The organism is Cupriavidus sp. DB3, from assembly GCF_020418465.1.
Taxonomy (GTDB): domain Bacteria; phylum Pseudomonadota; class Gammaproteobacteria; order Burkholderiales; family Burkholderiaceae; genus Cupriavidus; species Cupriavidus cauae.
In genome coordinates, this window is sequence record NZ_JAIZPL010000002.1 from 184,271 (window position 1) to 210,320 (window position 26,050).

A 26,050-nucleotide genomic window follows, 5' to 3' on the forward strand; every position below is an offset into this window, starting at 1 on the left:
CGGCGAAAACCGCTATTGTACCCTGCCGAGGGGGATTTCTTGCAGTGCAGTATCGGGCGGATTGGGGGGATTGGGGGATCGGCGCACCGGGGCTGCCCTCTCCCCCGGCCCCTGTCCCGCCGTGCGGGACAGGGGGAGAAAACCAGCAGACCAATCTGTCATCGTCGCAACCCACCCGGGGCTCGTTTTTCTCGCCTGCGGGAGAGGGGCTGAGGGCGAGGGCAACACGCCCCCCCCGCCCGGCCTACGCCGCCCCGTATCCCCCGCCTCCCGGCGTCTCGATCACGAACACATCGCCCACGCCCATCTCGGTGCGCGCCACGTGGGGCAGCGTCTCCTCGCGGCCATCGGCGCGGATCACGCGGTTGCGGCCTGTCGCGCCCGGCTCGCCGCCCGCCATGCGGAACGGGGCATGTACCCGGTTGTTCGACAGGATCGACGCCGTCATCGGCTCGAGGAAGCGCACCTTGCGCACGCCGCCGTTGCCGCCGTGCCAGCGCCCCGCCCCGCCCGATCCGTGCCGGATCTCGTAGCTGTCCAGCCGCACCGGGAAGCGCCACTCCAGCACCTCGGGATCGGTCAGCCGCGAGTTGGTCATATGCGTCTGCACCACGTCGCAGCCGTCGAAGCCGTTGCCGGCGCCGCTGCCGCCCGAGATCGTCTCGTAGTACTGGTAGCGCGCATTGCCGAAGGTGAAATTGTTCATCGTGCCCTGGCTGGCCGCGACCACGCCGAGCGCGCCGTACAGCGCGTTGGTGATGCACGAGGACGTTTCGACATTGCCCGACACCACCGAGGCCGGATAGCGCGGATTGAGCATCGACCCTTCCGGTATCACCACATGCAGCGGCTTCAGGCAGCCGGCGTTCAGCGGGATGTCCTGGTCGACCAGCGTGCGGAACACATACAGCACCGCGGCCATGCAGACCGCGCGCGGGGCATTGAAGTTGTTGGGCAGCTGGTCCGAGGTGCCGGTGAAATCGACCGTCGCCTCGCGGCGCTCGCGGTCCACCGTTACCCGCACGCGGATCTGGGCGCCATTGTCGAGCGGATAGGCATAGCTGCCGTCCGTGAGCGCCGTGATCACGCGCCGCACCGCTTCCTCGGCGTTGTCCTGCACATGGCCCATATAGGCGCGCACCACCGGCAGGCCGAAGTGCGCAACCATCTTGCGCAGCTCCTCGACGCCCTTCGCGTTCGCCGCGACCTGCGCCCGCAGATCGGCCATGTTCTGGTCCACGTTGCGGGCGGGGTAGCGCGCGCCGGCCAGCAGCGCGCGCATGCCGGCATCGTCGAGCACGCCGCCATCGACCAGCAGGAAGTTGTCGATCAGCACGCCCTCCTCCTCGACCACGGTCGAGTCCGGCGGCATCGAGCCCGGCGTGATGCCGCCGATATCGGCGTGATGGCCGCGCGAGCCGACGTAGAACAGCACCTCGCGGCCGTCGGCATCGAACACCGGCGTGATCACCGTCACGTCGGGCAGATGGGTGCCGCCGTTATACGGGTCGTTCAGCACATAGACGTCACCGTCCTTCATCCGTCCGGCATTGCGCGCGATCACGGTCTTGATGCTCTCGCCCATCGAGCCCAGATGCACCGGCATATGGGGCGCGTTGGCGATCAGATTGCCTTCGGCGTCGAAGATCGCGCAGGAGAAGTCGAGCCGCTCCTTGATGTTGACCGAGTACGCGGTGTTCTGCAGCCGCAGGCCCATCTGCTCGGCGATCGACATGAACAGATTGTTGAAGACCTCGAGCATCACCGGATCGGCCTCGGTGCCGATTGCGCGCCGCTGCGGGCGCGGCACCGCGCGCGTCAGCACCAGATGGTCGCGCTCGGTCAGCAGGGCCTGCCAGCCGGGCTCGACCACCGTGGTGGCGTTCTGCTCCGCGATGATCGCCGGACCGGCGAGGCGGTCCCCAGGACGCAGCGTATCGCGCCGGTAGAGGCCGGTCTCGTGCCAGGCGCCGCCGCTGAACATGCGCACCGTCTCGGCGGGCTGCGGCGGACCTTCCCGTGGCGCCAGCGCGGGCGGGCGCTCCTGCGGCGCCTGCGCGACGCCGACCGCCTCCACCGAGACCGCCTCGACGATCAGGCTCTTGTCGGGCATCAGGAAGGCATAGCGCTGGCGGTAGGCGGCCTCGAAGCCGGCGCGCATCGCGGCGGCGTCGCCGAACGGCACCACCAGCGCCGAATCGGTGCCCTCGTAGCGCAGATGGACGCGCCGCAGCACCTCGATGCGGCCCGCGTCCTCGCCCTGCTCCAGCAGCTCGTCGCGCGCCTGCTGCGCGAGCGCGTCGAGCCGCTGCGCCAGCATCGGCACCGCGGCCTCGTCCAGCTTCGCTTCGATGGACAGCTCGCGCATCGCCGTGCGGTCGGCCAGGCCCATGCCGTAGGCCGACAGCACGCCGGCCAGCGGATGGACGAACACGGTCTGCATGCCCAGCGCATCGGCCACCAGGCAGGCGTGCTGCCCGCCGGCGCCGCCGAAGGTGGTCAGCGTGTAGCCGGTCACGTCGTGGCCGCGCTGCACCGAGATCTGCTTGATCGCGTTGGCCATGTTGCCGACCGCGATCTCGATGAAGCCCTCGGCGACCTGCTCCGGCGTGCGGCGGTCGCCGGTCTGCTCGGCGATTTGCGCGGCCAGCTCCTCGAAGCGCGCGACCACGGCATCGCGATCGAGCGGCGCGTCGGCGCGCGGGCCGAACACCGCCGGGAAATGCGCGGGCTGGATCTTGCCCAGCATCACGTTGCAGTCGGTCACCGCCAGCGGGCCGCCGCGGCGATAGCTGGCCGGCCCGGGATTCGCGCCGGCCGAATCGGGGCCGACGCGATAGCGGCTGCCGTCGAAATGCAGCACCGAGCCGCCGCCCGCCGCCACCGTATGGATGCTCATCATCGGCGCGCGCATGCGCACGCCGGCCACGCTGGTCTCGAACACGCGCTCGAAGTCGTTCGGGTGCTTGCCGCTGAAGTGCGACACATCGGTCGACGTGCCGCCCATATCGAAGCCGATGATGCGGTCGAAGCCGGCGCGCTGCGAGGCGCGCACCATGCCGACGATGCCGCCGGCGGGTCCCGACAGGATCGCATCCTTGCCCTGGAAACGATGCGCATCGGTCAGGCCGCCGCTGCTCTGCATGAACTGCAGGTTCACCCCCGGCATCTCGCGCTCGATCTGCTCGACATAGCGGCGCAGGATCGGCGACAGGTAGGCGTCGACCACCGTGGTGTCGCCGCGCGGCACCAGCTTCATCAGCGGCGATACCTCGTGCGACACCGAGACCTGGGCGAAACCGAGCTCGCGCGCGATCCGGGCGGCGCGGGCCTCGTGATCGGCATGGCGATAGCCGTGCATCAGCACGATCGCCACCGCGCGGATGCCGTCGGCCCGCACGCGCAGCATCTGTTCGCGCAGCGCCGCCTCGTCCAGCGGCTGTACTACCTCGCCATGCGCGCCGATGCGTTCGTCGACTTCCACCACCTCGCGATACAGCAGCTCGGGCAGCACGATGTTCAGGTCGAACAGCCGCGGCCGGTTCTGGTAGGCGATGCGCAGCGCGTCGCGATAGCCGCGCGTGATGAACAGCGCGGTGGGCTCGCCCTTGCGCTCGAGCAGCGCGTTGGTGGCCACCGTGGTGCCCATCTTCACCGCGGACACCAGGCGCGGCGTGATCGGCTCGCCCGGGGCCAGACCCAGCAGATGGCGGATGCCGGCCACCGCCGCGTCGGCGTATTGCTCGGGGTTCTCGGACAGCAGCTTGTGCGTGACCACGGTGCCGTCCGGGCGCAGGCCGACGATATCGGTGAAGGTGCCGCCGCGATCGATCCAGAATTGCCAGCGAGGGTCGGGCGTGGCGGCTTGCGATTCGGCTTGCGTTTCGGCTTGCGTTTCGGCTTGCGTTTCGGCTTGCGAAGCGGACTGCGATGCGGCGGACTGCGATGTGGCTTGCGACTCGGAATGGGACACGCGGAAGTACCTCGGAAGGAAATGAGGATAGTCGTCGGGCGTGCAGCCGCACGTGAGCTCGACGCGGTGAATTCGTGCGGCGCTACAGCGACGTCGCGGAACGCGCCGCCTGCTCGTACAGCCCGGTCAGCACGCGCAACAGCCGTGCCAGTTCGCCGATCTCGGCGTTCTCCGCGCTGCCCGGGGTCATATTGCTGGTCAGGCATTGCTCGCGGATTTCGCGATACCGGGCGCACGCCTCGGTGCCTGCCGTGGTGGTGCTGTAGGTCGCCTCCTTGCCGACGCGCACGCCGGCAACCAGGCCCATGCCCTGCAGCTTCTTCAGCGAGTAGGTCACCAGATGGGTGTCCTCGACGTTCAGCACGAAGCAGATGTCGGCGAGCCGCTTGGCGCGCCCGCGGTGGTTGACGTGGTGGAGCACCAGCACGTCGAGAAAGGTCAGGTCGCGCACGCCGGCCGCGCCCATGCAGCGCACCACCCAGCGGCTATAGGCGTTGTAGGCGGTGTTCAGGCCGAACTCGAATTCGGACAGCTCGGGACTGCGCGACGACACCAGATGCGCGGACGACACGATGCCGGCGCCGGCCTGGCGCGCGACACCTTCGGCGGCCGCGGCATCGGTGGACACCACCACGGCGGAAGGCATGTCGGGAGAAGCAACATCGTCGCGGCGGCTCGGCTTTCGGGCCATGGACAGGACTCCTGCAGTGGGACAGCGGAGAACGAACGGCTTGGCGCGTCGCGGATCGCGTGGTTTGCGGATCGCGGATTCCTGATCGCGAATCTTCGATCACGGGCGCCGTCTAGGGATTTCCCGGAGGCCGCGGCGGTAATTTCAGCTTGACAGTTTATCGACAAATTATGAGCATGAGTACCCGGTAACGATGGGGATTGCGCGGCACTGCAGCGACCGCTTCCGTGTGCAATTTGCGCACGAATCCTGGGCATCCGGCGCGCCGCGCACTGTCGCGGGGCAAGCGGCAACGACATTCAGGGCGCGCGCCTGCCTGCGTCTTCACGCTTTCCCTTGTCTGCATTGTTTGCCTTATCGTTGTCTGCTTGCAGCGAACGTACGGTGTCGATGCGCATTACCGTTTCCGACTCGTTTCCGACGTTGTTCACCGCCCGATCTCACCGCCCGAGCCTGCACCCGATGACGATGCCCGCCACACTGCTTCCCGATATCGACACGCTGAACCGACTGGCCCGCGATGGCCGGCTCTCGCGCACGGCGCTGTTGCAGCAGGCGCAGGCGCGTGCCAGGGAACCAGCGGCGCAGGCGGTATTCCTGCAGACCAGCTTCGATAGCGCCGCCAGCGCGGCGCAGGCCGCCGATGCCGCGGCGCTCGCCGGCAAGCCGCTGCATCCGCTGGCCGGGCTGCCGGTATCGATCAAGGACCTGTTCGATATCGGCGGCGAAATCACGCGCGCCGCCTCGACGGCACGCGCCGATGCGGCGCCGGCAAGCGAAGACGCCCCGGTCGTCGCACGGCTGCGCGCGGTGGGTGCCGCGCTGGTCGGCCGCACCAACATGACCGAGTTCGCCTTCTCCGGCGTCGGCATCAACCCGCACTACGGCACGCCGGTCAATCCGCACGACGGCGCGGTGGCGCGCATCTGCGGCGGCTCGTCGTCGGGCGCCGCGGCCTCCGTGGCGCTCGGCCTCTCTGTCGCGGCGCTGGGCAGCGATACCGGCGGTTCGATCCGCATCCCGGCCGCGCTGTGCGGCCTGACGGGCTTCAAGCCTACCGCCCGGCGCGTGCCGCTGACGGGCGCCTTTCCGCTGTCTTTCTCGCTCGATACCGCCTGCGCGATGGCGCGCACAGTGGCCGACTGCGTGCTGGTCGACGGCGTGATCGCGGACCAGGCGCTGGTCCCCGTGCGCAAGGCCGCCGGCGCGCTGCGGCTGGCGGTCCCGCGCCAGCTGTTGCTCGACGATCTCGACGAGACCGTGTCGCGCGCCTTCGATCGCACGCTCGGGCGGCTGTCCGCCGCCGGCGTGCAGATCGAACATGTGGACGTGCCCGAGCTGCTGGAACTGTCGACGCTGAACGCGCAGGGCGGACTGACCGCGGCCGAAGCCTATGCGATCCACCGCGGCACGCTGGCGTCGCGGCGCGCGCTGTACGACCCGCGCGTGGCGGCCCGCATCGATCGCGGCGCCGCGATCGGCGCGGCCGACTATGTCGATCTGGTGCGCGCCCGCGCCGCCTGGAGCGCGCGCGTGATGGCGCGGCTCGACGGCTACGACGCGCTGGCCTGCCCCACCGTGCCGGTGGTGGCGCCGCCGATCGCGCCGCTGGTCGCCGATGACGCGCTGTTTACGCGCACCAATGCGCTGCTGCTGCGCAATCCCTCGACCATCAACTTCCTCGACGGCTGCGCGATCTCGCTGCCGTGCCACCAGCCCGACGAACTGCCGGTCGGACTGATGCTGGCGCACGGCCCGATGCGCGACGCGCCGCTGCTGGGCACGGCGCTTGCATTGGAAGCCGTGCTCGCGCCGGGGCCGCAGGCCTGAGCCGGGATCCCGGACGGGGTGACGGCACGCGACAACCCGCAGGACAACCTAGTGGACGACCCAGTGGACGAGCCACCGCTGGCGGCGCAAGATCCACGCACGCGCGCGCAACGATCGAGCGCACCGATCAGGCGCCAAGACGACGCGCAACGACGCGGTAAAGACACAACCAGGAGAGAAATGATGCAGCGCAAGGGATTGCTGAAGTCGATGTCTGCGTGCGGGCTGCTCGCCTGCGCCTTCGCGATGGCGCCGCTGGCGCAGGCCCAGGTCAAATGGGATCTGCCGACCGGCTATCCGGCCAACAACCCGCACACGGTCAACCTGGACCAGTTCGCCAAGGAGGTCAGCGCCGCCACGCAGGGCAAGCTGGCCATCACGCTGCATCCGAACGGCTCGCTGTTCAAGGCCAACGAAATCAAGCGCGCGGTGCAGAGCAACCAGGCCCAGGCGGGCGAGGTGCTGATGTCGCTGCTGGAGAACGAGAACGCGCTGTTCGGCGTCGACGCGGTGCCCTTCCTCGCCACCGGCTTCGATGCCTCGTACAAGCTGTGGCAGGCGCAGCGCCCGGTGATCGACCGCCTGCTGGACCGCCAGGGCATCAAGCTGCTGTATGCGGTCGCGTGGCCGCCGCAGGGCATCTACGCCAAGAAGGAAATCCGCTCGGGCGCCGACATGAAGGGCCTGAAATGGCGCGCCTACAATCCGGCCACCACGCGCATCGCGCAGGCCGTCGGCGCGCAGCCGATGACGATCCAGGCGGCCGAGCTGTCGCAGGCGCTGGCCACCGGCGTGGTCGACAGCTTCATGTCCTCGGGCGCCACCGGCGTCGACAGCAAGGTCTGGGAGAGCCTGTCGCACTTCCATACGGTCGATGCCTGGCTGCCGAAGAACATGGTGATCGTCAACAAGCGCGAGTTCGACAAGCTCGACAAGCCGTCGCAGGAGGCGCTGCTGAAGGCCGCGCAGGCCGCCGAGACCCGCGGCTGGCAGCGGATGCGCGAATACACGCAGCAATCGCTCGACACGCTGGCCAAGAACAAGATGACCATCGTCAAGCCCACGCCGCAACTGCAGGCCGACATGAAGAAGATCGGCGACGAGCTGCTGGCCGAGTGGGAAAAGAAGGCCGGACCCGAGGGCAAGGAGATCATCGCGGCGTATCGCAAGTAAGGCGAACAAGGTGGTGCCGGCCAGCCCGTGACTCCCGTCGTCCCTGCGAAGGCAGGGACGACAGCGGCTCGCGACGAGACAGCTGGTCCTCGCCCTCGCGGGGACGGCAGCATGACACCGGCGCGGCATCGCCCTCCGCTTCCCTCCCCCAGCCTTCCGGACGCATCATGACTTCCCGCTTCCAGTGGTTCTACCAGGCGCTCGGCGCGCTGGCCGCCGTCTTCATCTGCCTGACGCTGCTGATCGAACTGGCCATCATCATCGGGCGCTTCGCCAATTTCCAGATCGACGGCGGCGACGCCTATGCCGGCTATTTCATGGCCGCGGGCTCCTTTCTTGCACTGGCCGCGACGCTGCGCCAGGGCGACCATATCCGCGTGACGCTGATCCTGCAGCGTCTGCACGGCAGGCCGCGTGTCTGGGTGGAGATCTTCTGCCTGGCGGTGGCCACGCTGCTGACCGCGTACTTCACCTACTACGCGGGCAAGCTCGCGTACGACTCGTACATCTATCACGACATCTCGCAGAACACCGACGCCACGCCGCTGTGGATTCCGCAGCTGTCGATGGCGGTGGGCCTGTTCGGGCTGTTCGTCGCCTTCGCCGAGGAGTTCGTCTACGTGCTGCGCACGCGCCGTCTGCCGCGCGAGGAAAGCGGCGAAATGGCGCGCACCGAGTAACGCCGACGTATCGACCGGTCAGCCCCCACAGGAACGCAACCACATGGATCTCTGGATCACCTTCTTCCTGATCGTCGCCATCTTCGCCGTGCTCGGCGCCGGCGTCTGGATCGGCATCGCGATTCTCGGCGTCGCCTGGATGGCGATGGAGCTGTTCACCAACAAGGTCGGCGGCGAATCGATGGCGCTGACCGTCTGGGGCTCGCTGTCGAGCTGGACGCTGACGGCGCTGCCCCTGTTCATCTGGATGGGCGAGATCCTGCTCAAGACCAGGCTGTCCGAGGGCATGTTCCGCGGGCTGTCGCCGTGGCTGCAGCGCCTACCCGGCCGGCTGCTGCATGTCAACGTGATCGGCTGCACGATCTTTGCGGCGGTGTCGGGCTCGAGCGCCGCGACCTGCGCGACGATCGGCAAGATCTCGCTGCCCGAACTGGCCAAGCGCGGCTATCCCGAGTCGATGGCAATCGGCTCGCTGGCGGGCGCCGGCACGCTGGGCCTGCTGATTCCGCCGTCGATCATCATGATCGTCTATGGCGTCACCGCCGACGTGTCGATCGGCAAGCTGTTCATCGGCGGCGTGCTGCCGGGCCTGATGCTGGCGCTGCTGTTCATGGGCTACGTCGCGGTCTGGGGCTGGCGGCATCGCGATGCGATCCCGGTGCCCGAGCATCGGCTGGACCTGCATGCCAAGCTGGCCGAATCGCGCCACCTGATCCCGGTGGTGCTGCTGATCGGCGCGGTCCTGGGCTCGATCTACGCCGGCATCGCCACCGCCACCGAGGCAGCCGCGCTCGGCGTGGTGGGCGCGCTGGTGCTCGCGCTGGCGCAACGCACGCTGACGTGGGAAACGTTCCGCGATTCGCTGATGTCGGCGACGCGGCTGTACTGCATGATCGCGCTGATCCTGGCCGGCTCGTCGTTCCTGACGCTGGCAATGGGCTTCATCGGCCTGCCCCGCCATCTGGCCGAGTGGATCGTCGGCCTGAACCTGACGCCGTTCATGCTGATCATCGCGCTGATGGTGTTCTTCATCATCCTGGGCTGCTTCCTCGACGGCATCTCGATGGTGGTGCTGACGATGTCGGTGCTGCTGCCGACCATCCAGGCGGTCGGCATCGACCTGCTGTGGTTCGGCATCTTCGTCGTGCTGGTGGTCGAGATGGCGCAGATCACGCCGCCGGTCGGCTTCAACCTGTTCGTGCTGCAGGGGATGACCCGGCGCAATATCAGCTATATCGCCTGGGCCGCCTTTCCCTTCTTCGTGCTGATGGTGGTGGCGGTGCTGCTGATCTGGGCCTTCCCCGGCCTGGTGACCTACCTGCCCGCGCAGATGAAGATGTAGGCGCCATGCGTGCGATCGTGATCGGGGCCGGCGTGATCGGCGTGTGCTCGGCCTGGTATCTGCGCGAGGCCGGCTTCGAGGTCACCGTGCTGGACCGGCGCGCCTCTCCCGCGCAGGAGACCAGCTTCGGCAACGCCGGCGTGATCGCGCCCGGGTATGTGACACCGTGGGCCGCGCCCGGGATGCCGGCCAAGGTGCTGCGCACCCTCTTCGCCAGTACCTCGCCGGTGGTGTTCCGCCCCAGCGCCGACCCCGCGATGTGGCGCTGGATTGCGCGCTGGCTCGGCGAATGCCGGCTCGAACGCTACCGCATCAACAAGCTGCGCATGCAGCGGCTGGCCTTCTACAGCCGCGCCTGCCTGCACCAGCTGCGCGACCAGCTGCAGATCGACTACGAGCAGTCGCAGGGCTATCTGCAGCTGTTCAGGACCGAGCGCGATCTCGACATGGCCCGGCCCGCGCTGGCGCTGCTGCGCGAGAACGCGGTGCCCCACCGGCTGATCGATGCCGCCGAATGCCGCCGCCTCGAGCCCGGCCTCGCTCCGGACACCGCGCTGGCCGGCGGGCTGCATCTGCCCGAGGACGAATCGGGCAATTGCCCGATGTTCACGCGCCGGCTGCGGCAATTCGCCGAGGCGGCGGGCGTGCGGTTTCAGATGGACACCACCGTTCACAGCATCGGGGCGCCGCGCGACGGCGTGCTGTCCGTATCGACCCGGCACCAGGGCAACGAGTCGATCCTGCGCGCACCGCACGTCGTGGTGGCCGCCGGCGTCGCCAGTGCCGCGCTGCTGCGCCCGCTCGGCCTGCGCGTGCCGCTGTATCCGGTCAAGGGCTATTCGGCGACGGTGCCCGTGCGCGATGCCCTGCAGGCGCCGCTGGCCGCGCTGATGGACGAGTCGTACAAGGTCGCGATCACCCGCATGGGCAATCGCATTCGGCTGGCCGGCACCGCCGAGCTCGGCTCGCGCAAGCTTGACCTGCGCCAGGCCGCGGTGCGCACGCTGCTGAAGGTAGGACGCGACTGGTTCCCCGGCGCCGCCAACTACGGCGAAGCCTCGCTGTGGACCGGTGCCCGGCCGATGCTGCCGGACGGACCGCCGCTGATCGGTGCCACCGCCGTGCCGGGGCTGTTCCTCAATCTCGGCCATGGATCCACCGGCTGGGCGATGGCCTGCGGCTCGGGCAAGCTGCTCGCCGCCCAGGTGGCCGGCGCGGCGGCCGAGATCGACCTGGAAGGGCTGACGCCGGACCGCTACGGCCTCGGTCCGCGGCGATGAGCCGCTTGCCGGCGGCGCTGCGATAATGCGCCGATGACGCCCTTCTCCTCTCCCGGCGCTGCGGGGACGGCCGCTGCAGGGACGGCCGCCGATACCGCCCACGCCGCCCAAGCCACCGAAACCACCGAAACGGCTCAAGCCCCCGTGAGCGCGGCCTGGCTGCGCTTCGATCCCGCCAGCGCCACGCCGGTCCCGTTGTTCGACAGCGCCGCGATCCGCCGGCTCGAACAGGCCGCCTACGCCGGCCTGTCGCCGTTCACGCTGATGGCCCTTGCCGGCGCCGCGGCTGCCGCCTGGCTGAGCGCCCACGCCCCGGCCGGACCGCTGCTGTTGCTGGCCGGGCCGGGCAATAACGGCGGCGACGCGCTGGTCGCGGCCACGCACCTGCATCGGGCCGGGCGCGAGATCCAGGCTTGGCTGCTGGCCGACCCCGCGCGCCTGCCCGCCGACGCCGCGCGCGCGTGGCAGCAGGCAAACGACGCCGGCGTGCCGCTGCAGGTGCTGGTGCCCGATGCCGCCTCGCCGCAGACCGCCCCTCCCTGGCCCGCGACGGCACCGCGTTTTGCCGCGGTCGTCGACGGCCTGCTGGGCATCGGGCTGAACCGTCCCGCCAGCGGCGCGCTCGCCGAATGGATCGCGCGCCTTGGCGCCCTGGCCGACCAGGGCGTGCCGGTGTTCGCGCTGGACGTGCCGAGCGGCCTGTCGCCCGATACCGGTGCCGGTGCGCCCGCGGTGCGCGCGACGCGCACGCTGACCTTCATCGCCGCCAAGCCCGGGCTGCTGACGCTCGACGGCCGCGACTGCGCCGGCGAGCTCGATATCGCGCCGCTCGGCCTCGGCTATCCGCCGCAGGACACGCCGGCGGCCTGGGCCAATACGCCGGCCCGCTTCGCCGCCGCGCTGCCCGGCCGGCGGCATGCCACCCACAAGGGCAGCTTCGGCACGCTGGCGGTGATCGGCGGCAGCATCGGCATGGTCGGCGCGCCGCTGCTCGGCGCCCGGGCCGCGCTGCATCTGGGCGCCGGACGCGTGCACATCGGCTTTCTGGCCGACCCCGCGCCGCCGTTCGATCCGGTGCATCCCGAGCTGATGCTGCATCCGGTCGACCGGCTGCAGTTGGCCGAGATGTCGGCACTGGTCGCCGGGCCGGGCATGGGCACCGGCGAGGACGCGCGCCAATGGCTCGGGGTCGCGCTGCAGGCCGGTACGCCCACGGTGCTCGATGCCGATGCGCTGAACCTGCTGGCCACCGACACGGCCCTGGCGGCGATGGCCGGGGCCGGCACTGCGCCACGCGTGCTGACGCCTCATCCGCTCGAAGCAGCGCGGCTGATGGGCTGCACCGTGGCGGAGATCCAGCGCGATCGCCTCGCCGCGGCACGCGCGCTCGCCGCGCAATGGCAGGCGGTGGTCGTGCTCAAGGGCTCGGGCACCGTGATCGCCGGTCCCGGCAAGAACGCGGGCGAGCACGCGGTCACCATCAATCCGACCGGCAATGCGGGCCTGGCCACCGCCGGCACCGGCGACGTGCTGGCCGGCATGATCGGCGCGCTGCTGGCACAGGGCATGGCGGCCGAGTCCGCGGCGCTGGCCGCGGTCTGGCTGCATGGCCGTGCCGCCGATCGCCTGGTGGCGGGCGGCGAAGGCCCCGCCGGGCTGACCGCCGGCGAATTGCCCCGCGCCGCGCGGTACGAACTGAACGCGCTGGTCATGCCGGGTGCGCGGCAATGAGCGGCGCGATCCCGATACAGGGCGCGGCGCCGAGCCGCCGGCAACTGTTGACCGGCATCGCGCTGCTGGTGCTGGGCCAATGGATCCTGACGCTGCTCGATGCCACCGGCAAGACGCTGACCCAGCAGGGCCTGCCGATCATGGCGGTCGCGTGGGTGCGCTACGTCGGCCATGTGGTCGCCATCTTCCTGCTGCTCGGCCCGGCGCGCTTCCGGGCACAGGTCCGCACCGGCCAGCCACGGCTGCAATGGATGCGCGGCGGCCTGATGCTGGCCTCGACGCTGGTGTTCTTCTCGGTGTTGAAGCTGATGCCGCTGGCGACGGCCACCGCGCTGAACTTCTGCGCGCCGCTGTTCGTCGTCGCGCTGTCGCCATGGCTGCTCGGCGAACGCCCGGGCCGCCACGCCCGCCTGATGCGCTGGAGCGGCGTGCTGATCGGCTTTGCCGGCATGCTGGTGGTGGTACGCCCCGGCGGCGAGCTGACGCCCGGCGGCGTGGCGCTGGGCCTCACCTCGGCACTGCTGTTCGCGCTGCTGCAGATGCTGACGCGGCGCATGGCGGCCCACGATGCGCCGATGACCACGCTGATCTGGAGCGGCATCACCGGCGCCGCGCTGACCACGCTGCTGGTGCCCTTCTTCTGGTTCACCGCGATGCCGACGCCGCTGCAATGCGCGCTGCTGCTGTCGGCGGGCATCACCGGTTCGCTCGGCCACTACTTCGTGATCCGCGCCTTCCAGTACGCCGACGCATCGTTCCTGAGTCCCTTCCTCTATCTGCAGATCATCTCGGCCACCACGGTCGGCTTCCTCGCCTTCGGCCAGCTGCCGGACTGGACCACGGCGCTGGGCATCGCGGTGATCTGCGCCGGCGGCGTCTGGGTCGCGGGCGGCGAATCGGCATTGCGGCTGGTGGCCAGGAGCCTCGGCGGAACGCGCTGATTGCGGCGTTGTCTGACAGTTTTCGCCGAATGTGCACGCTATACTCGGCACGTTCCGCGTCGTCTGCGCTCGTTTTTTTTGCGCTCGTTCCGCGCTCGTGATCCGCTTGCATCGTCCGCTCGACTTTTTTGCGTTCGACCCTACTCCGCCCGTATTTCGCAATGCCTACTGATCTTCCCGCCTGGCAACGTCTGCAGCAGCACTACCAAGCGATCCGCGACCAGCGGATGCGCGACTGGTTTGCCGCGCCCGACGCCCGCGAGCGGGTCGACCGGTTCTCGCTGGAAGCGGCCGGCCTGTTCCTGGACTACTCGAAGAACCGCATCGTGCCGGAGACGATGGGCCTGCTGGTCCAGCTCGCCGAAGAGGCCGGCGTGCCCGCGCGGCGCGATGCCATGTTCGCTGGCGCACATATCAATGCGACCGAGGACCGGGCCGCGCTGCATATGGCGCTGCGCGCCGCGCCCGATGCCCCGTTCCAGGTCGATGGCAAGCCGGTGATGCCGGCGGTGCACGATGTGCTCGCGCGCATGCGCGACTTCTCGCAGCGCGTGCGCAGCGGCGAATGGAAGGGGCATAGCGGCAAGACCATCACCGACGTGGTGAACCTGGGCATCGGTGGCTCGGACCTCGGACCGCGCATGGTGTGCCGCGCGCTGGCGCACCTCGCCGGCGATGGTAGCGAAGGTGGCAAGGTGTCCGGGCCGCGCGTGCATTTCGTCTCCAACGTCGACGGCACCGAGCTGGCCGAGACGCTGGCGCGGCTCGATCCCGAACGCACGCTGGTGATCGTCTGCTCGAAGACCTTCACCACGCTCGAGACGATGGCGAATGCCAACAGCACGCGCCAGTGGTTTGTCGCGCGCGGCGTGCCGGAGAGCGGACTGGCGCGCCATTTCGTCGCGGTCTCGACCAATCTCGAGGCGGTGCGCGCCTTCGGCATCGACCCGGCCAATATGTTCGAGTTCTGGGACTGGATCGGCGGCCGCTTTTCGCTGTGGTCGTCGGTCGGGCTGTCGATCACGCTGGCGCTGGGCTTCGAGGCCTTTGCCGAATTGCTGGCCGGCGGCCGCGAGATGGACGAGCACTTCCGCACCGCGCCGCTCGCGCGCAACATGCCGGTGATCCTCGGCCTGCTGGGGGTCTGGTACCGCAATGTGTTCGGCCTGCCGACCAGCTGCATGGCACCGTACTCGACCTCGCTGGAACTGTTCCCCGCCTTCCTGCAGCAACTGGAAATGGAGAGCAACGGCAAGTCGGTGCAGCGCGACGGCCAGCCGGTGCGCGTCGACACCTCGCCCGTGGTCTGGGGGACGGCCGGCACAAATGGCCAGCACGCCTATTTCCAGCTGATCCACCAGGGCTCGCAGATCGTGCCGGTCGACTTCGTCGCGCCGCTGTCCGCCCCGCGCACGCTGCCGGGCCATCATGCCAAGCTGCTGGCCAACTGCTTCGCGCAGGCCGAGGCGCTGATGCGCGGACGAACCGAGGACGAACTGCGCGCGGCCGGCATCGTCGAGCCCGAGCGCATCGCGCATATGCGTTTCGCGGGCAATCGGCCCAGCAATATGCTGCTGATCGAGGGCATCACGCCGCGCGCGCTGGGCGCGCTGATCGCGCTGTACGAGCACCGCACCTTCGTGATGGGCGCTATCTGGAATATCAACTCGTTCGACCAGTGGGGCGTCGAACTGGGCAAGCTGCTGGCGCGGCCGATCGAGGCCGAGCTGAACGGACGCGGCGAAGGCCCGCACGATCCGTCCACCAGCGCGCTGATCGCGCGCGCCAGAAGCGCGCTGGCCCGCGGAGGCTGAGCGCCGGCCCTGGCCGCGTGCTCAGACCTCGGCGCCCATCCACTCGTCACTGGCGACCTTCCCTGCCTCGATGGTCAGGATGCGGCCGCAGCGCGCCGCGACCGAGCGGTCGTGCGTGACCAGCACCAGCGTCGAGCCAGCGTCGCGGTTCAGCTCGAACATCAGCGCGATCACCGCTTCGCCGGTCGCGGTATCGAGGCTGCCGGTCGGCTCGTCGGCGAACAGGATGTCGGGCCGCGTGACGAAGGCACGGGCCAGCGCCACGCGCTGCTGCTCGCCGCCCGACAGCGTGCGCGGATAGTGCGACAGGCGCGCGCCCAGGCCCACCCGTTCCAGCATCGCCTTGGCGCGCTCGCGCACGCCGTCGGTCTCGCCGCGCAGCTCCAGCGGCAGCATCACGTTCTCCAGCGCGGTCAGATGGCCGACCAGCTGGAAGGACTGGAACACGAAGCCGACATGCCGGCCGCGCAGCGCGGCGCGCTGGTCCTCGTCGAGCGCGAACAGGTCGTGCCCGTGCAGCGACACGGTGCCGCGGCTCGGCAGATCGAGGCCCGCCATCAGCCCGAGCAACGTCGATTTGCCCGAACCCGAGGCGCCGACGATGGCCAGCGTTTCGCCGGGCGTGACGGAAAAGGACACGTCGTGCAGAATCGTCAGCGAACCGGTCGCGTCCGTCACGGTCTTTCCCAAGGATTCGACAGCAAGAATGGATGAGGACATGAGCAAGGGTTTCCGGAACGGTTTCTGGCGGGACATCGGTGGACGCTGGCGCGCCCTGGTGCTGGGCGGGCTGCTGGCGCTGGCGGCGATGCCGGCACTGGCGCAACGCGCGCCCACCATCCTGGTGCTTGGCGACAGCCTGTCGGCGGAATATGGCATCGCGCGCGGCGCAGGATGGGTCAAGTTATTGGAAGACCGCCTGCGCGCGGAGAGGTTCGATTATAGCGTCGTCAATGCAAGCATCAGCGGCGAGACCACGGTGGGCGGCAAGACCCGTCTGCCCGATCTGCTGGCCCGCCACCGGCCCGCCGTCGTGGTGGTCGAGCTCGGCGCCAACGACGCGCTGCGCGGCCTGCCGCTGCAGAGCACCGAGTCCAATCTGCGCCAGATCGTCACCAGCGCGAAGGCGGCCAAGGCCAGCGTGCTGCTGATCGGCATGCGGATCCCGCCCAACTACGGGCCCGACTACACCGAGCGCTTCTTCGCGCTGTATCCGAAGCTGGCGAAGGAGTATCAGCTGCCGCTGGTGCCCTTCCTGCTCGACAAGGTGGTGACGCGGCCCGACTGGTTCCAGGACGATCGCATCCATCCGACCGCGCAGGCCCAGCCGGCGCTGCTCGACACCGTCTGGCCGCAGCTGGAGCCGCTGCTCAAGCGCCAGCGGCGCAGCGCGGAGGAAGGCAAGGCGCAGCAGCGCCGCGGGTAAGCCGCAGCACGGTGCCCTGCAGGATGGATGGGTGAACGGCCGCACGGCGGCCTTGACCACCGGCCTGAACGGCAGCCCGGTGGCCCTGACCACCGGCGCATGAGAAAGGGGCCCCGCGGGGCCCCTTTCCTCCATGCATTCTCCATGACTACCGGGCAGACCCTGCGGGGCCTGTCCATCGCCATCAGCCTGCCGGCTGGGATTCCGCCGGCGCCGCGGGCTTGAGCACCTCGACGTCCGACCGCGCCTTCAGGCTCTCGAAGAACGCTTCCAGCTCGCTCTGGCCGGCCAGCTGCGACAGCTGCTGGGCATCGGCCTGGCGCTGCGCGGGATTGGCCTGCGCCGGCTGCGAAACCTTGGCGATGCGATAGATCGCATAGCCCTGCGCGCCCAGATCGACGCCGACCATCGCCGGCAGCTTCGACGCATCGGCACGCATCACGGCCTCGACCGCCTTCGGCGCCAGACCGGCCGGCTGCTGGCGCGACACCGTCACGGCCGCGCCGAAGCCGTCGGCCGAACCGCTCTGCTTGAGCTTGGCGAGCTGCGCTTCGCCGTCCTTGCGCGCCAGTTCGGCGGCCTGCTCTGCCACGTACTGCGCGCGGACCTGGTCGCGCACCGCGTCGAACGGCCGCACCGACGCCGGGCGATACTCGACGACACGGCCGGCAACCAGCGTTTCGGGACCGACCTGGATCGCTTCGGTGTTGCGCTTGTTCTTGATCGCGTCATCGCTGAACAGCGCGGTCAGCACCTTCTCGTTGTTCAGCGGATTGTTGGCGCCCAGCGCGGGGTTCGGCGCGCGGGTCACGTTGTCGGCGGTCTGGATCGTCAGCTTGAACTTGTCGGCGGCCGGCTTCAGGCTATCCGCTTGCTCATAGACGGTATTGCCGAAGGCATCGGCCTGCTCGGTGAACTGCTTGGCCGCCAGCTGCTTGCGCAGTTCGGCTTCGAGCTCGGTCTTGACCGCCTCGAGCGGACGCGTCTGCGACGGCTTGATCTCGGTCACCTTGATGATGTGATAGCCGTAGTCGGTCTCGACCACATCGCTGAGCTGGTTCGGCTGCAGCGCGTACATCGCGTCCTCGAACGGCTTGACCAGCGCGCCCCGGCCCATGAAGCCGAGGTCGCCGCCCTTCTCCGCCGAGCCCGGATCCTGCGACTGCTTGCGCGCGACGTCGGCGAAGGTGTCCGGATGCTTGCGCAGCTCTTCCAGCAGCCTGGTCGCCTTGTCCTTGGCGGCCTGGCGTTCGGCGGCGGGCGCGTCCTTCGAGGCGGCGATCAGGATATGGCTGGCGCGGCGCTGCTCGTCGGTACGGAAGCGCGCGATATTGCTGTCGTAGTAGGACTTGAGCTGCTCGGGCGTGATGCTGATGCCGGCGGCCAGCACATCGGCGGACAGCACCAGGTATTCGACCTTGGCCTGCTCTGGCACGCTGAAGGCCTGGCGATGCTTGTCGTAGTACGCCTTCAGCGCGGCGTCGTCGGCCGTGACCTTGGCGGCGTAGTCGGTCGCCTTCAGCAGCAGCGGCTGGACCTCGCGCTGCTGGTCGCGCGCGGCGATCAGGCGGTCGAGCAGCGACTTCGGCATGAAGGCCGTGGCACCGATCGACTGGCCGAGCTGCTGTGTCGCCAGGTCGAAGCGCATGCGCGCGTCGAACTGTTCGGGCGTCATGCCCTGCGAGGCCAGCAGTTCGATATAGGCCTTGTCCTCGACCGTGCCGTCCGCCTTCTTCGGCAGCTGTGCGATCGCGGGGATCGCGATGATTGCCTCGTACAGGCGCTCGTTCGACACGGTCAGATGCGCGCGATTGACTTCGTCGGCGACCACACGCTGCAGGATCAGCTGGTCGAGCACGGCCTTGCGCGCCTCGGGCCCTTCGAACTGGCGCGGATCGTAGGCGGCGCCCAGCACCTGACGCATCCGCTCCGACTGCTCGCGCAGCACGTTATCGACTTCCTGTTGGGTGATGGCGCGGCCACCGACCTTGGCGGCGTCGTGCGAGCTGTCCATGAAGCGCGAATAGCTTTCCACGCCGAAGAACACGAACGACGGAAACACCAGCACCAGCAGCAGCAAAAGCATCAGGCGCCGGTTGTTGCGAACGAAATCAAGCATGCTGACTCGGGATCAAGTTGGGACGGAGGTCAAACTCCGCGATTCTAGCAGGCTGCGCAGGGTCGCCCTGTGGATGTGGCGTCGGCGGCCGCTGCGGACTGGGCAAAAAGACGGGCTACAAGACGGGCTACAAGACGGGCTACAAATGAAAACAGCCGCATGGAGGCGGCTGATTCGGCCGGCCACCTGGCGGTGCCCGGATGCAATGTGGCGGAGTGGACGGGACTCGAACCCGCGACCCCCGGCGTGACAGGCCGGTATTCTAACCGACTGAACTACCACTCCGATGTCGGTCTCGCCACCGGCGACACGGCCTGATGACGCGGGGCATGGCGATCGGGCCATCGAGTGAGTGGTGGGTGCTGAGGGGATCGAACCCCCGACCTACGCCTTGTAAGGGCGCCGCTCTACCAGCTGAGCTAAGCACCCGCTCGATGTTGCCGCGATGTGGCCGCAATGCCGCCAATCAGGCTGTATCGCCGCGCACGTATCAGCCGTTGACTGCCGTTTGCGCTGCGAGGCCGCAAGTGTAATACAGCGCGTTTGGCTTTGCCAAGCCGAACACCGCGCGGCGCGCAAAAAAAAAACCGCAGGGCGAACCCTGCGGTTTTGCGGTGCCGGCGGGCGCGGTCGGGATCGCCCCGCCCCGCCCTCACGCGATCAGTGGTGAATCATCTCGTGCGTGGCAGCCGCGCCCTTGTCCTTGACTTCGGCAGGGCTGGCGACTTCCTCCGGCAACGGCTCGGGCTTGCGCTCGAGCGCCATTTCCAACACCTTGTCGATCCAGCGCACCGGAACGATTTCGATATTGTTCTTGACGTTGTCCGGGATGTCGGCGAGGTCCTTGACGTTCTCCTCGGGAATCAGCGCCAGCTTGATGCCACCGCGGTGGGCGGCCAGCAGCTTCTCCTTCAGACCGCCGATCGGCAGCACTTCGCCGCGCAGCGTGATCTCGCCAGTCATCGCCACATCGGCGCGCACCGGGATGCCGCTGAGCACCGACACCAGCGCCGTCGTCATCGCGATACCGGCGGACGGACCGTCCTTCGGCGTCGCGCCCTCGGGCACGTGGATGTGGATGTCCCGCTTCTCGAACATCTCGTCCGTGATGCCCAGCCGGCGGGCGCGCGAACGCACCACCGAACGGGCTGCCTCGACCGATTCCTTCATCACGTCGCCCAGCGAGCCGGTGCGGGTGATATTGCCCTTGCCCGGCATCAGCGCCGCCTCGATCGTCAGCAGATCGCCGCCGACCTCGGTCCACGCCAGACCCGTGACCTGTCCCACCTGGTTTTCCTTGCCGGCCAGACCGAAGTCGTACTTGCGCACGCCGAGGAATTTGTCCAGGTTGTCCGAATCGACCTTGACCGTGCCGCTCTCCTTCTTCAGCAGCAGCATCTTGACCACCTTGCGGGCGATCTTCGACACCTCGCGTTCGAGCGAGCGCACGCCGGCTTCCCGGGTGTAGTAGCGGATGATGTCGCGGATCGCCGCTTCGGTGACCTCGATCTCGCCCGGCTTCAGCCCGTTGTTGCGGATCTGCTTCGGCAGCAGGTAACGCTGGGTGATATTGACCTTCTCTTCCTCCGTGTAGCCGGACAGCCGGATCACTTCCATCCGGTCGAGCAGCGGCGGGGGAATGTTCAGGGAGTTCGAGGTCGCCACGAACATCACGTCCGACAGGTCGAAGTCCACCTCGATGTAGTGGTCCTGGAACGTGTGGTTCTGTTCCGGGTCCAGCACCTCGAGCAGCGCCGACGACGGGTCGCCGCGGAAGTCCATGCCCATCTTGTCGATCTCGTCGAGCAGGAAGAGCGGATTGCGCACGCCGACCTTGGTCAGGCTCTGCAGGATCTTGCCGGGCATCGAACCGATGTAGGTCCGGCGGTGACCGCGGATCTCAGCCTCGTCGCGCACGCCGCCCAGCGCCATGCGCACGAACTTGCGGTTCGTCGCACGCGCCACCGACTGGCCCAGCGAGGTCTTGCCGACCCCGGGCGGCCCGACCAGGCACAGGATCGGCGCCTTGACCTTGTCGACGCGCTGCTGCACGGCGAGGTATTCCAGGATCCGTTCCTTGACCTTCTCGAGACCGTAGTGGTCTTCGTCCAGCACGCGCTCGGCGTTGGCCAGGTCGTTGTTGACCTTGCTCTTCTTGCGCCACGGCAGGTTGACCAGCGTGTCGATGTAGTTGCGCACGACGGTCGCCTCGGCCGACATCGGCGACATCAGCTTGAGCTTCTTGAACTCGGCCTCGGCCTTCTTCTTGGCCTCCTTCGGCATGCGGGCGGCCTTGATGCGCTTGTCGAGCTCCTCGAGATCGGCGCCCTCTTCGCCTTCGCCCAGTTCCTTCTGGATGGCCTTGACCTGCTCGTTCAGGTAGTACTCGCGCTGGCTCTTCTCCATCTGCCGCTTGACGCGGCCACGGATGCGCTTCTCGACCTGCAGGATGTCGATCTCGCCCTCGAGTTGCGACAGCAGGCTCTCCAGGCGCTCAGTCACATTGACCATCTCCAGGATCTTCTGCTTCTGCTCGAGCTTGATCGGCAGGTGCGCGGCGATGGTATCGGCCAGGCGACCCGGCTCGTCGATGCCCGACAGCGAGGTCAGGATCTCCGGCGGGATCTTCTTGTTCAGCTTCACGTACTGGTCGAATTGCGACACGATCGCGCGGCGCAGGGCCTCGGTCTCGGCGCTTTCGCCCGGGCCCAGGGGCACCGGCACGGCCTCGCACATGAAATGCGAGTCGTCCTCGCTCACTTCGCGGATATTCGCGCGCTGCGTGCCTTCGACGAGCACCTTCACAGTGCCGTCGGGCAGCTTCAGCATCTGCAGGATATTGGCGATGCAGCCGACCTCGTACAGGTCTTCGGCGGTGGGCTCATCCTTCGCCGCCGTTTTCTGGGCCACGAGCATGATGCTCTTGCCCGACTCCATCGCAGTTTCCAGCGCCTTGATGGACTTCGGGCGACCCACGAACAGCGGGATCACCATGTGCGGAAACACCACCACGTCGCGCAGCGGCAACAGTGGGAGGCGAATCGGCTCAGCCGGGAGGAGTTGTGTTCCAGACATCAGTTTCCCCAGTCAGTCATTTAAGGCGTAAATTGGGTCGCACGAACCGATTACAAGACAGCAATCACCGGTTCGCAGCATCAGTCAAATGACGGCCCCGACACTTGCGAATCCCGCGCAAACAGCATACCCGCGTTTCCTCCCGTTCGTTTGGCGAAATGAAGAAAAAAAGCCGCTCGCTTTTCGCGAACGGCCTGTCGGTTGGCTGCCGGCGCGGGATCCGCCCATGCGCCGGCGTTCGCGTCAGTTGGAGCCAGCCACTTTGGGCTGGTCCTCGTACATCAGCAAGGGAGGTGCGTCGCCCGTGATGGTGCTTTCGTCGATCACGACTTTTTGCACGCCCTTGTAATTCGGCAGGTCGTACATGACATCCATCAGCGATTGTTCGAGTATCGAACGCAGGCCGCGCGCACCCGTCTTGCGCTTGATGGCCTTGCGGGCAATCGCGGACAGCGCTGCCGGCCGGATTTCCAGTTCGACGCCTTCCATCGCCAGCAGTTTCTGATACTGCTTGACCAGCGCGTTCTTAGGCTCGACCAGGATCTGCATCAGCGCGGCCTCGTCGAGCTTGGACAGCGTCGCGACCACCGGCAAGCGGCCGATCAACTCGGGGATCAGGCCGAACTTGATCAGGTCTTCCGGTTCGGTCTGCGGCAGAACCTCGCTGACGTCGCGCTCTTCCTTGCTCTGGACCTGCGCGCCGAAGCCGATGCCGGTCTTGTCCGAACGCTGCATGATCACCTTCTCCAGTCCATCGAAGGCGCCGCCGCAGATGAACAGGATGTTGGTGGTATCGACCTGCAGGAAGTCCTGGTTCGGATGCTTGCGCCCGCCTTGGGGCGGCACCGAGGCCATGGTGCCTTCGATCAGCTTCAGCAGCGCCTGCTGCACGCCCTCGCCCGACACGTCGCGCGTGATGGACGGGTTGTCCGACTTGCGCGAGATCTTGTCGATCTCGTCGATGTAGACGATGCCGCGCTGGGCCTTCTCGACCTCGTAATTGCAGTTCTGCAGCAGCTTCTGGATGATGTTCTCGACGTCCTCGCCGACATAGCCGGCTTCGGTCAGCGTGGTCGCGTCCGCGATCACGAAGGGGACGTTGAGCAGGCGTGCCAGCGTCTGCGCGAGCAGCGTCTTGCCGGAACCGGTCGGGCCGATCAGCAGGATATTGCTCTTGGAGAGCTCGACATCGTCCTTCTTGCCGAGATGCTTGAGCCGCTTGTAGTGGTTGTAGACAGCCACGGCCAGGATCTTCTTGGCCTGCTCCTGGCCAATCACATACTGGTCCAGGCTTTCGCGGATCTCGTGCGGCGTCGGCAGATCCGACTTCGCCGCGGCCGGGGCGCCCTTGTCGGCGCCGGCGGCTTCATCGCGAATGATCTCGTTGCACAGGTCGATGCATTCGTCGCAGATGAACACCGACGGGCCGGCGATCAGCTTCTTGACCTCGTGCTGGCTTTTGCCGCAGAAGGAGCAATACAGAAGCTTCTCGCTGGATGAACCTTTTTTGTCCGCCATAGGAATCGTCACATTAGCAGGGGCGCGCCAGGGCGCAGAAAGGACCTTGGCGATACGCGTCAAACGCATCATACGCCAAAACCTTTCGGGCAGCGGGCGGAACCCCCAAGGTGTGGGGGCAAACACCACAAACGAGGCGCAGGGCCTCGTTATGTGGTGTAGGCTTGGCCGTTTGAGGCCGGATCAGGGTTCGAAGCCGGCGCGCCGCGCCAAGCTCAACCGCGGCGGGCGATCACCTTGTCGATCAGGCCGTAGTCGACCGCCTGGTCGCCGCTCATGAAATTGTCCCGGTCGGTATCGCGGGCAATCTTCTCGACCGGCTGACCCGTGACCTCGGCCAGGATCGAATTCAGGCGCTCGCGCAGATAGAGGATCTCGCGCGCCTGGATCTCGATGTCCGAGGCCTGGCCACGCGCGCCGCCCAGCGGCTGGTGGATCATGATCCGCGAGTTGGGCAGCGCCAGGCGCTTGCCCTTGGCGCCGGCGGCCAGCAGGAACGCGCCCATGCTGGCGGCCATGCCCATGCACAGCGTCGACACGTCCGGCTTGATGAACTGCATCGTGTCGTACACCGCCAGACCGGCCGATACCGAACCGCCCGGCGAGTTGATGTAGAGGAAGACATCCTTGTCGGGATTCTCGCTCTCCAGGAACAGCAGCTGCGCGATCACCAGATTGGCGGTCTGGTCGTTGACTTCGCCCACCATGAACACCAGGCGCTCCTTCAGCAGGCGCGAGTAGATGTCATAGGCGCGCTCGCCCCGACCGGACTGCTCGACCACCATCGGCACCAGCCCGAGGCCCATGGTCTCCAGCGCCGAGGCTTGCGTGGTGGCGAGACGATCGAGCAAATCATTGCGGGTCATGCAGGGTTCTCCAGAATTCGGTGGCAGGCCAGTGGCCTCGGCGAAAGGCAAACAAGCCGCCCGAAGGCGGCTTTTTCTTTCGATCAGGCTTGCTGGCCGCCGTTGCCTTCGGCCGTCAGCTCTTCGAAGGACACCGGCTTGTCGATGACCTTGGCCTTCTCGCACACGAAATTTACCACGTTGTTTTCGAGCACGTAGGCTTCCATCTCGGCCAGGCGCTGCTGGTCGCCGTAGTACCAGCGCATGACTTCCTTCGGATCTTCGTAGCTCTTGGCGAACTCCTCGATCTCGGCCTTGATCTGGTCGGCCTTGGCCTCCAGGCCGTTGGCCTTGACGATCTCGGCCAGGATCAGGCCCAGCTTGACGCGGCGCTCGGCCTGCTGCGCGAACATCTCCGGCGGAATCGGCATGTCCTTGGCGTTCGGCATGCCACGCTGCTCGAGGTCGCGGCGGGCCATCTGCACCAGGCGCTCCTGGTCCTGCTCGATCAGCGCCTTGGGCACGTCCAGCTCGCTGGCCTTGATCAGCGCTTCCATGACCTGGTCCTTCAGCATCGCGTGCGTGCGGCGCTTGACCTCGCGCTCCAGGTTCTCGCGAATGTCGGCGCGCATCTTCTCGACGCTGCCGTCGGCGATGCCCAGCGACTTGGCGAAGTTGTCGTCGACCTCGGGCAGGTGAGCCCACTCGACCTGCTTCATCGTGATGGTGAATTCGGCGGTCTTGCCGGCGACTTCCTTGCCGTGATAGTCCTCGGGGAACGCCAGCGGGAACGTCTTGCTCTCGCCAACCTTCAGGCCCAGCGCGGCCTGCTCGAACTCGGGCAGCATGCGGCCTTCGCCCAGCACGAAGACGAAGTCCTCGGCCTTGCCGCCGGCGAACTCCACGCCGTCGATCTTGCCGACGAAGTCGACCGTCACGCGGTCGCCGTTCTTGGCCGCCACTTCACCGCCGCCGTCGCCGTGCTCGCCGGCTTCGCCGCGGGCGTGGTAGTGGACGCGCTGCTTGCGCAGGATCTCGATGGTCTTGTCGATCTCGGCGTCGGTGATCTCGGTCTTGGTGCGGACCACTTCGGCGGCCGACAGGTCACCGATCTTGACTTCCGGGTAGACCTCGAAGGTGGCGTCGAATGCCACTTCGTCGTCCGCCACGCCTTCGGTCTTGATCTCGAACTTGGGCTGGCCGGCGACCTTGACGTCCTGCTGCTGGGTGATGTCGAAGAACTTGCGGGCGGCCTTGTCGAAGCGCACTTCGAACTCGACCTGCTGGCCGTACTGCTTCTCGACCATCTTCATCGGCACCTTGCCCGGGCGGAAGCCGGCCATCTTGACCGTCTTCGACAGGCGAACCAGGCGCTCCTGCTTCTCCTTCTCGACCTCGGCCTTCGGAATGGCCAGGGTCACCTTGCGGTCGAGTTTGCCGAGGTTTTCAATCACATTCGACATGGTCGTCAATCCAATCCAGAAATGTTGTTGTGTTCGTCAGCGCGTTCCGCTTGCGTGCCTGCGTGCAGGGTTTTCTCCCTCAGGCCGTCGAACGGTTCGCACGCACCAGCCACGCATGAGGCACGCGGACAAGCCGCCTGAGCCCCGAT

At 67.7% G+C, this 26,050-nt stretch carries 17 protein-coding genes and 2 tRNA genes; 9 read left to right on the forward strand and 10 right to left on the reverse strand.

What is annotated here, in order from left to right; genetic code table 11:
• Nucleotides 1-244 precede the first annotated feature (244 nt).
• Both K7G19_RS06515 and K7G19_RS06520 read right to left on the reverse strand, forming a co-directional pair.
• Entirely contained in the window at nucleotides 245-3,832 is a 3,588-nt protein-coding gene (locus K7G19_RS06515) for a hydantoinase B/oxoprolinase family protein (protein ID WP_226107035.1), read from the reverse strand.
• 223 nt (nucleotides 3,833-4,055) lie between these two features.
• Nucleotides 4,056-4,664 (reverse strand): winged helix DNA-binding protein, encoded by a 609-nt coding sequence (locus K7G19_RS06520; RefSeq protein WP_149318850.1) that lies wholly within the window; start codon nucleotides 4,662-4,664, stop codon nucleotides 4,056-4,058.
• Between the two features lie 468 nt (nucleotides 4,665-5,132).
• Here K7G19_RS06520 and K7G19_RS06525 point away from each other — a divergent pair, with 468 nt between their 5' ends.
• The 8 genes from K7G19_RS06525 to pgi all read left to right on the forward strand — a co-directional run bounded on the left by K7G19_RS06525 (nucleotide 5,133) and on the right by pgi (nucleotide 15,455).
• Nucleotides 5,133-6,494: an amidase gene (locus K7G19_RS06525; protein WP_226106492.1), complete on the forward strand. Its 1,362-nt coding sequence runs from the start codon at nucleotides 5,133-5,135 to the stop codon at nucleotides 6,492-6,494.
• Nucleotides 6,495-6,677: 183 nt separating this feature from the next.
• The gene (locus tag K7G19_RS06530) at nucleotides 6,678-7,667 is read left to right on the forward strand and encodes a TRAP transporter substrate-binding protein (RefSeq protein ID WP_149318946.1); all 990 of its coding nucleotides are present in this window, start codon (nucleotides 6,678-6,680) and stop codon (nucleotides 7,665-7,667) included.
• Between the two features lie 167 nt (nucleotides 7,668-7,834).
• On the forward strand, nucleotides 7,835-8,347 hold the full coding sequence (locus tag K7G19_RS06535; RefSeq protein WP_226106494.1) for a TRAP transporter small permease: 513 nt from the start codon (nucleotides 7,835-7,837) through the stop codon (nucleotides 8,345-8,347).
• A 43-nt stretch (nucleotides 8,348-8,390) separates the two neighbouring features.
• Nucleotides 8,391-9,689 (forward strand): TRAP transporter large permease, encoded by a 1,299-nt coding sequence (locus K7G19_RS06540; protein WP_149318853.1) that lies wholly within the window; start codon nucleotides 8,391-8,393, stop codon nucleotides 9,687-9,689.
• A 5-nt stretch (nucleotides 9,690-9,694) separates the two neighbouring features.
• On the forward strand, nucleotides 9,695-10,969 hold the full coding sequence (locus tag K7G19_RS06545) for a D-amino acid dehydrogenase (protein WP_226106495.1): 1,275 nt from the start codon (nucleotides 9,695-9,697) through the stop codon (nucleotides 10,967-10,969).
• Nucleotides 10,970-11,113: 144 nt separating this feature from the next.
• Nucleotides 11,114-12,700 carry an NAD(P)H-hydrate dehydratase gene (locus K7G19_RS06550; protein WP_226106497.1) on the forward strand — a complete coding sequence of 529 codons (1,587 nt, stop codon included), beginning with the start codon at nucleotides 11,114-11,116 and terminating at the stop codon, nucleotides 12,698-12,700.
• Nucleotides 12,697-13,641, forward strand: coding sequence for a DMT family transporter (locus K7G19_RS06555; protein WP_149318856.1), 945 nt, complete (start codon nucleotides 12,697-12,699; stop codon nucleotides 13,639-13,641). The genes K7G19_RS06550 and K7G19_RS06555 overlap by 4 nt, the downstream gene beginning before the upstream one ends.
• A gap of 161 nt (nucleotides 13,642-13,802) precedes the next feature.
• The gene (gene pgi, locus K7G19_RS06560; protein ID WP_226106498.1) at nucleotides 13,803-15,455 is read left to right on the forward strand and encodes a glucose-6-phosphate isomerase; all 1,653 of its coding nucleotides are present in this window, start codon (nucleotides 13,803-13,805) and stop codon (nucleotides 15,453-15,455) included.
• Nucleotides 15,456-15,476: 21 nt separating this feature from the next.
• On the opposite strand, the gene K7G19_RS06565 is transcribed toward pgi, so the two are convergent.
• Nucleotides 15,477-16,175: an ABC transporter ATP-binding protein gene (locus K7G19_RS06565; RefSeq protein WP_053823111.1), complete on the reverse strand. Its 699-nt coding sequence runs from the start codon at nucleotides 16,173-16,175 to the stop codon at nucleotides 15,477-15,479.
• On the opposite strand from K7G19_RS06565, the gene K7G19_RS06570 reads away from it, so the two are divergent.
• Nucleotides 16,174-16,881, forward strand: a complete 708-nt coding sequence (locus tag K7G19_RS06570; protein ID WP_149318858.1) for an arylesterase — start codon at nucleotides 16,174-16,176, stop codon at nucleotides 16,879-16,881. The genes K7G19_RS06565 and K7G19_RS06570 overlap by 2 nt on opposite strands.
• A 184-nt stretch (nucleotides 16,882-17,065) precedes the next feature.
• Here the strand turns inward: K7G19_RS06570 and K7G19_RS06575 are convergent, their stop codons facing one another.
• From K7G19_RS06575 to tig, 7 genes are all read right to left on the reverse strand, one after another.
• Complete coding sequence (locus tag K7G19_RS06575; RefSeq protein ID WP_226106499.1) at nucleotides 17,066-19,000, reverse strand: SurA N-terminal domain-containing protein; 1,935 nt, start codon at nucleotides 18,998-19,000, stop codon at nucleotides 17,066-17,068.
• A gap of 208 nt (nucleotides 19,001-19,208) precedes the next feature.
• A tRNA-Asp gene (locus tag K7G19_RS06580) sits at nucleotides 19,209-19,285 on the reverse strand.
• A 68-nt stretch (nucleotides 19,286-19,353) separates the two neighbouring features.
• Nucleotides 19,354-19,429: transfer RNA gene (locus K7G19_RS06585), tRNA-Val, on the reverse strand.
• Between the two features lie 231 nt (nucleotides 19,430-19,660).
• Complete coding sequence (lon, locus tag K7G19_RS06590; protein WP_149318860.1) at nucleotides 19,661-22,075, reverse strand: endopeptidase La; 2,415 nt, start codon at nucleotides 22,073-22,075, stop codon at nucleotides 19,661-19,663.
• A 243-nt stretch (nucleotides 22,076-22,318) separates the two neighbouring features.
• Nucleotides 22,319-23,593, reverse strand: a complete 1,275-nt coding sequence (clpX, locus tag K7G19_RS06595; protein ID WP_226106500.1) for an ATP-dependent Clp protease ATP-binding subunit ClpX — start codon at nucleotides 23,591-23,593, stop codon at nucleotides 22,319-22,321.
• A 215-nt stretch (nucleotides 23,594-23,808) separates the two neighbouring features.
• A complete protein-coding gene (clpP, locus tag K7G19_RS06600; RefSeq protein ID WP_006575957.1) occupies nucleotides 23,809-24,459 on the reverse strand; it encodes an ATP-dependent Clp endopeptidase proteolytic subunit ClpP in 651 nt (216 codons plus the stop codon).
• A gap of 83 nt (nucleotides 24,460-24,542) precedes the next feature.
• Nucleotides 24,543-25,901 carry a trigger factor gene (tig, locus tag K7G19_RS06605; RefSeq protein ID WP_149318862.1) on the reverse strand — a complete coding sequence of 453 codons (1,359 nt, stop codon included), beginning with the start codon at nucleotides 25,899-25,901 and terminating at the stop codon, nucleotides 24,543-24,545.
• Nucleotides 25,902-26,050: the final 149 nt, after the last annotated feature.

What these genes read in the sequence shown, in the direction of transcription:
- K7G19_RS06520 (WP_149318850.1), bottom strand. Translation starts at nt 4,664, where the DNA reads ATGGCCCGAAAGCCGAGCCGCCGCGACGATGTTGCTTCTCCCGACATG.
- K7G19_RS06525 (WP_226106492.1), top strand. Translation starts at nt 5,133, where the DNA reads ATGCCCGCCACACTGCTTCCCGATATCGACACGCTGAACCGACTGGCC.
- K7G19_RS06530 (WP_149318946.1), top strand. Translation starts at nt 6,678, where the DNA reads ATGCAGCGCAAGGGATTGCTGAAGTCGATGTCTGCGTGCGGGCTGCTC.
- K7G19_RS06535 (WP_226106494.1), top strand. Translation starts at nt 7,835, where the DNA reads ATGACTTCCCGCTTCCAGTGGTTCTACCAGGCGCTCGGCGCGCTGGCC.
- K7G19_RS06540 (WP_149318853.1), top strand. Translation starts at nt 8,391, where the DNA reads ATGGATCTCTGGATCACCTTCTTCCTGATCGTCGCCATCTTCGCCGTG.
- K7G19_RS06545 (WP_226106495.1), top strand. Translation starts at nt 9,695, where the DNA reads ATGCGTGCGATCGTGATCGGGGCCGGCGTGATCGGCGTGTGCTCGGCC.
- K7G19_RS06555 (WP_149318856.1), top strand. Translation starts at nt 12,697, where the DNA reads ATGAGCGGCGCGATCCCGATACAGGGCGCGGCGCCGAGCCGCCGGCAA.
- pgi (WP_226106498.1), top strand. Translation starts at nt 13,803, where the DNA reads ATGCCTACTGATCTTCCCGCCTGGCAACGTCTGCAGCAGCACTACCAA.
- K7G19_RS06570 (WP_149318858.1), top strand. Translation starts at nt 16,174, where the DNA reads ATGAGCAAGGGTTTCCGGAACGGTTTCTGGCGGGACATCGGTGGACGC.
- K7G19_RS06565 (WP_053823111.1), bottom strand. Translation starts at nt 16,175, where the DNA reads ATGTCCTCATCCATTCTTGCTGTCGAATCCTTGGGAAAGACCGTGACG.
- K7G19_RS06575 (WP_226106499.1), bottom strand. Translation starts at nt 19,000, where the DNA reads ATGCTTGATTTCGTTCGCAACAACCGGCGCCTGATGCTTTTGCTGCTG.
- lon (WP_149318860.1), bottom strand. Translation starts at nt 22,075, where the DNA reads ATGTCTGGAACACAACTCCTCCCGGCTGAGCCGATTCGCCTCCCACTG.
- clpX (WP_226106500.1), bottom strand. Translation starts at nt 23,593, where the DNA reads ATGGCGGACAAAAAAGGTTCATCCAGCGAGAAGCTTCTGTATTGCTCC.
- clpP (WP_006575957.1), bottom strand. Translation starts at nt 24,459, where the DNA reads ATGACCCGCAATGATTTGCTCGATCGTCTCGCCACCACGCAAGCCTCG.
- tig (WP_149318862.1), bottom strand. Translation starts at nt 25,901, where the DNA reads ATGTCGAATGTGATTGAAAACCTCGGCAAACTCGACCGCAAGGTGACC.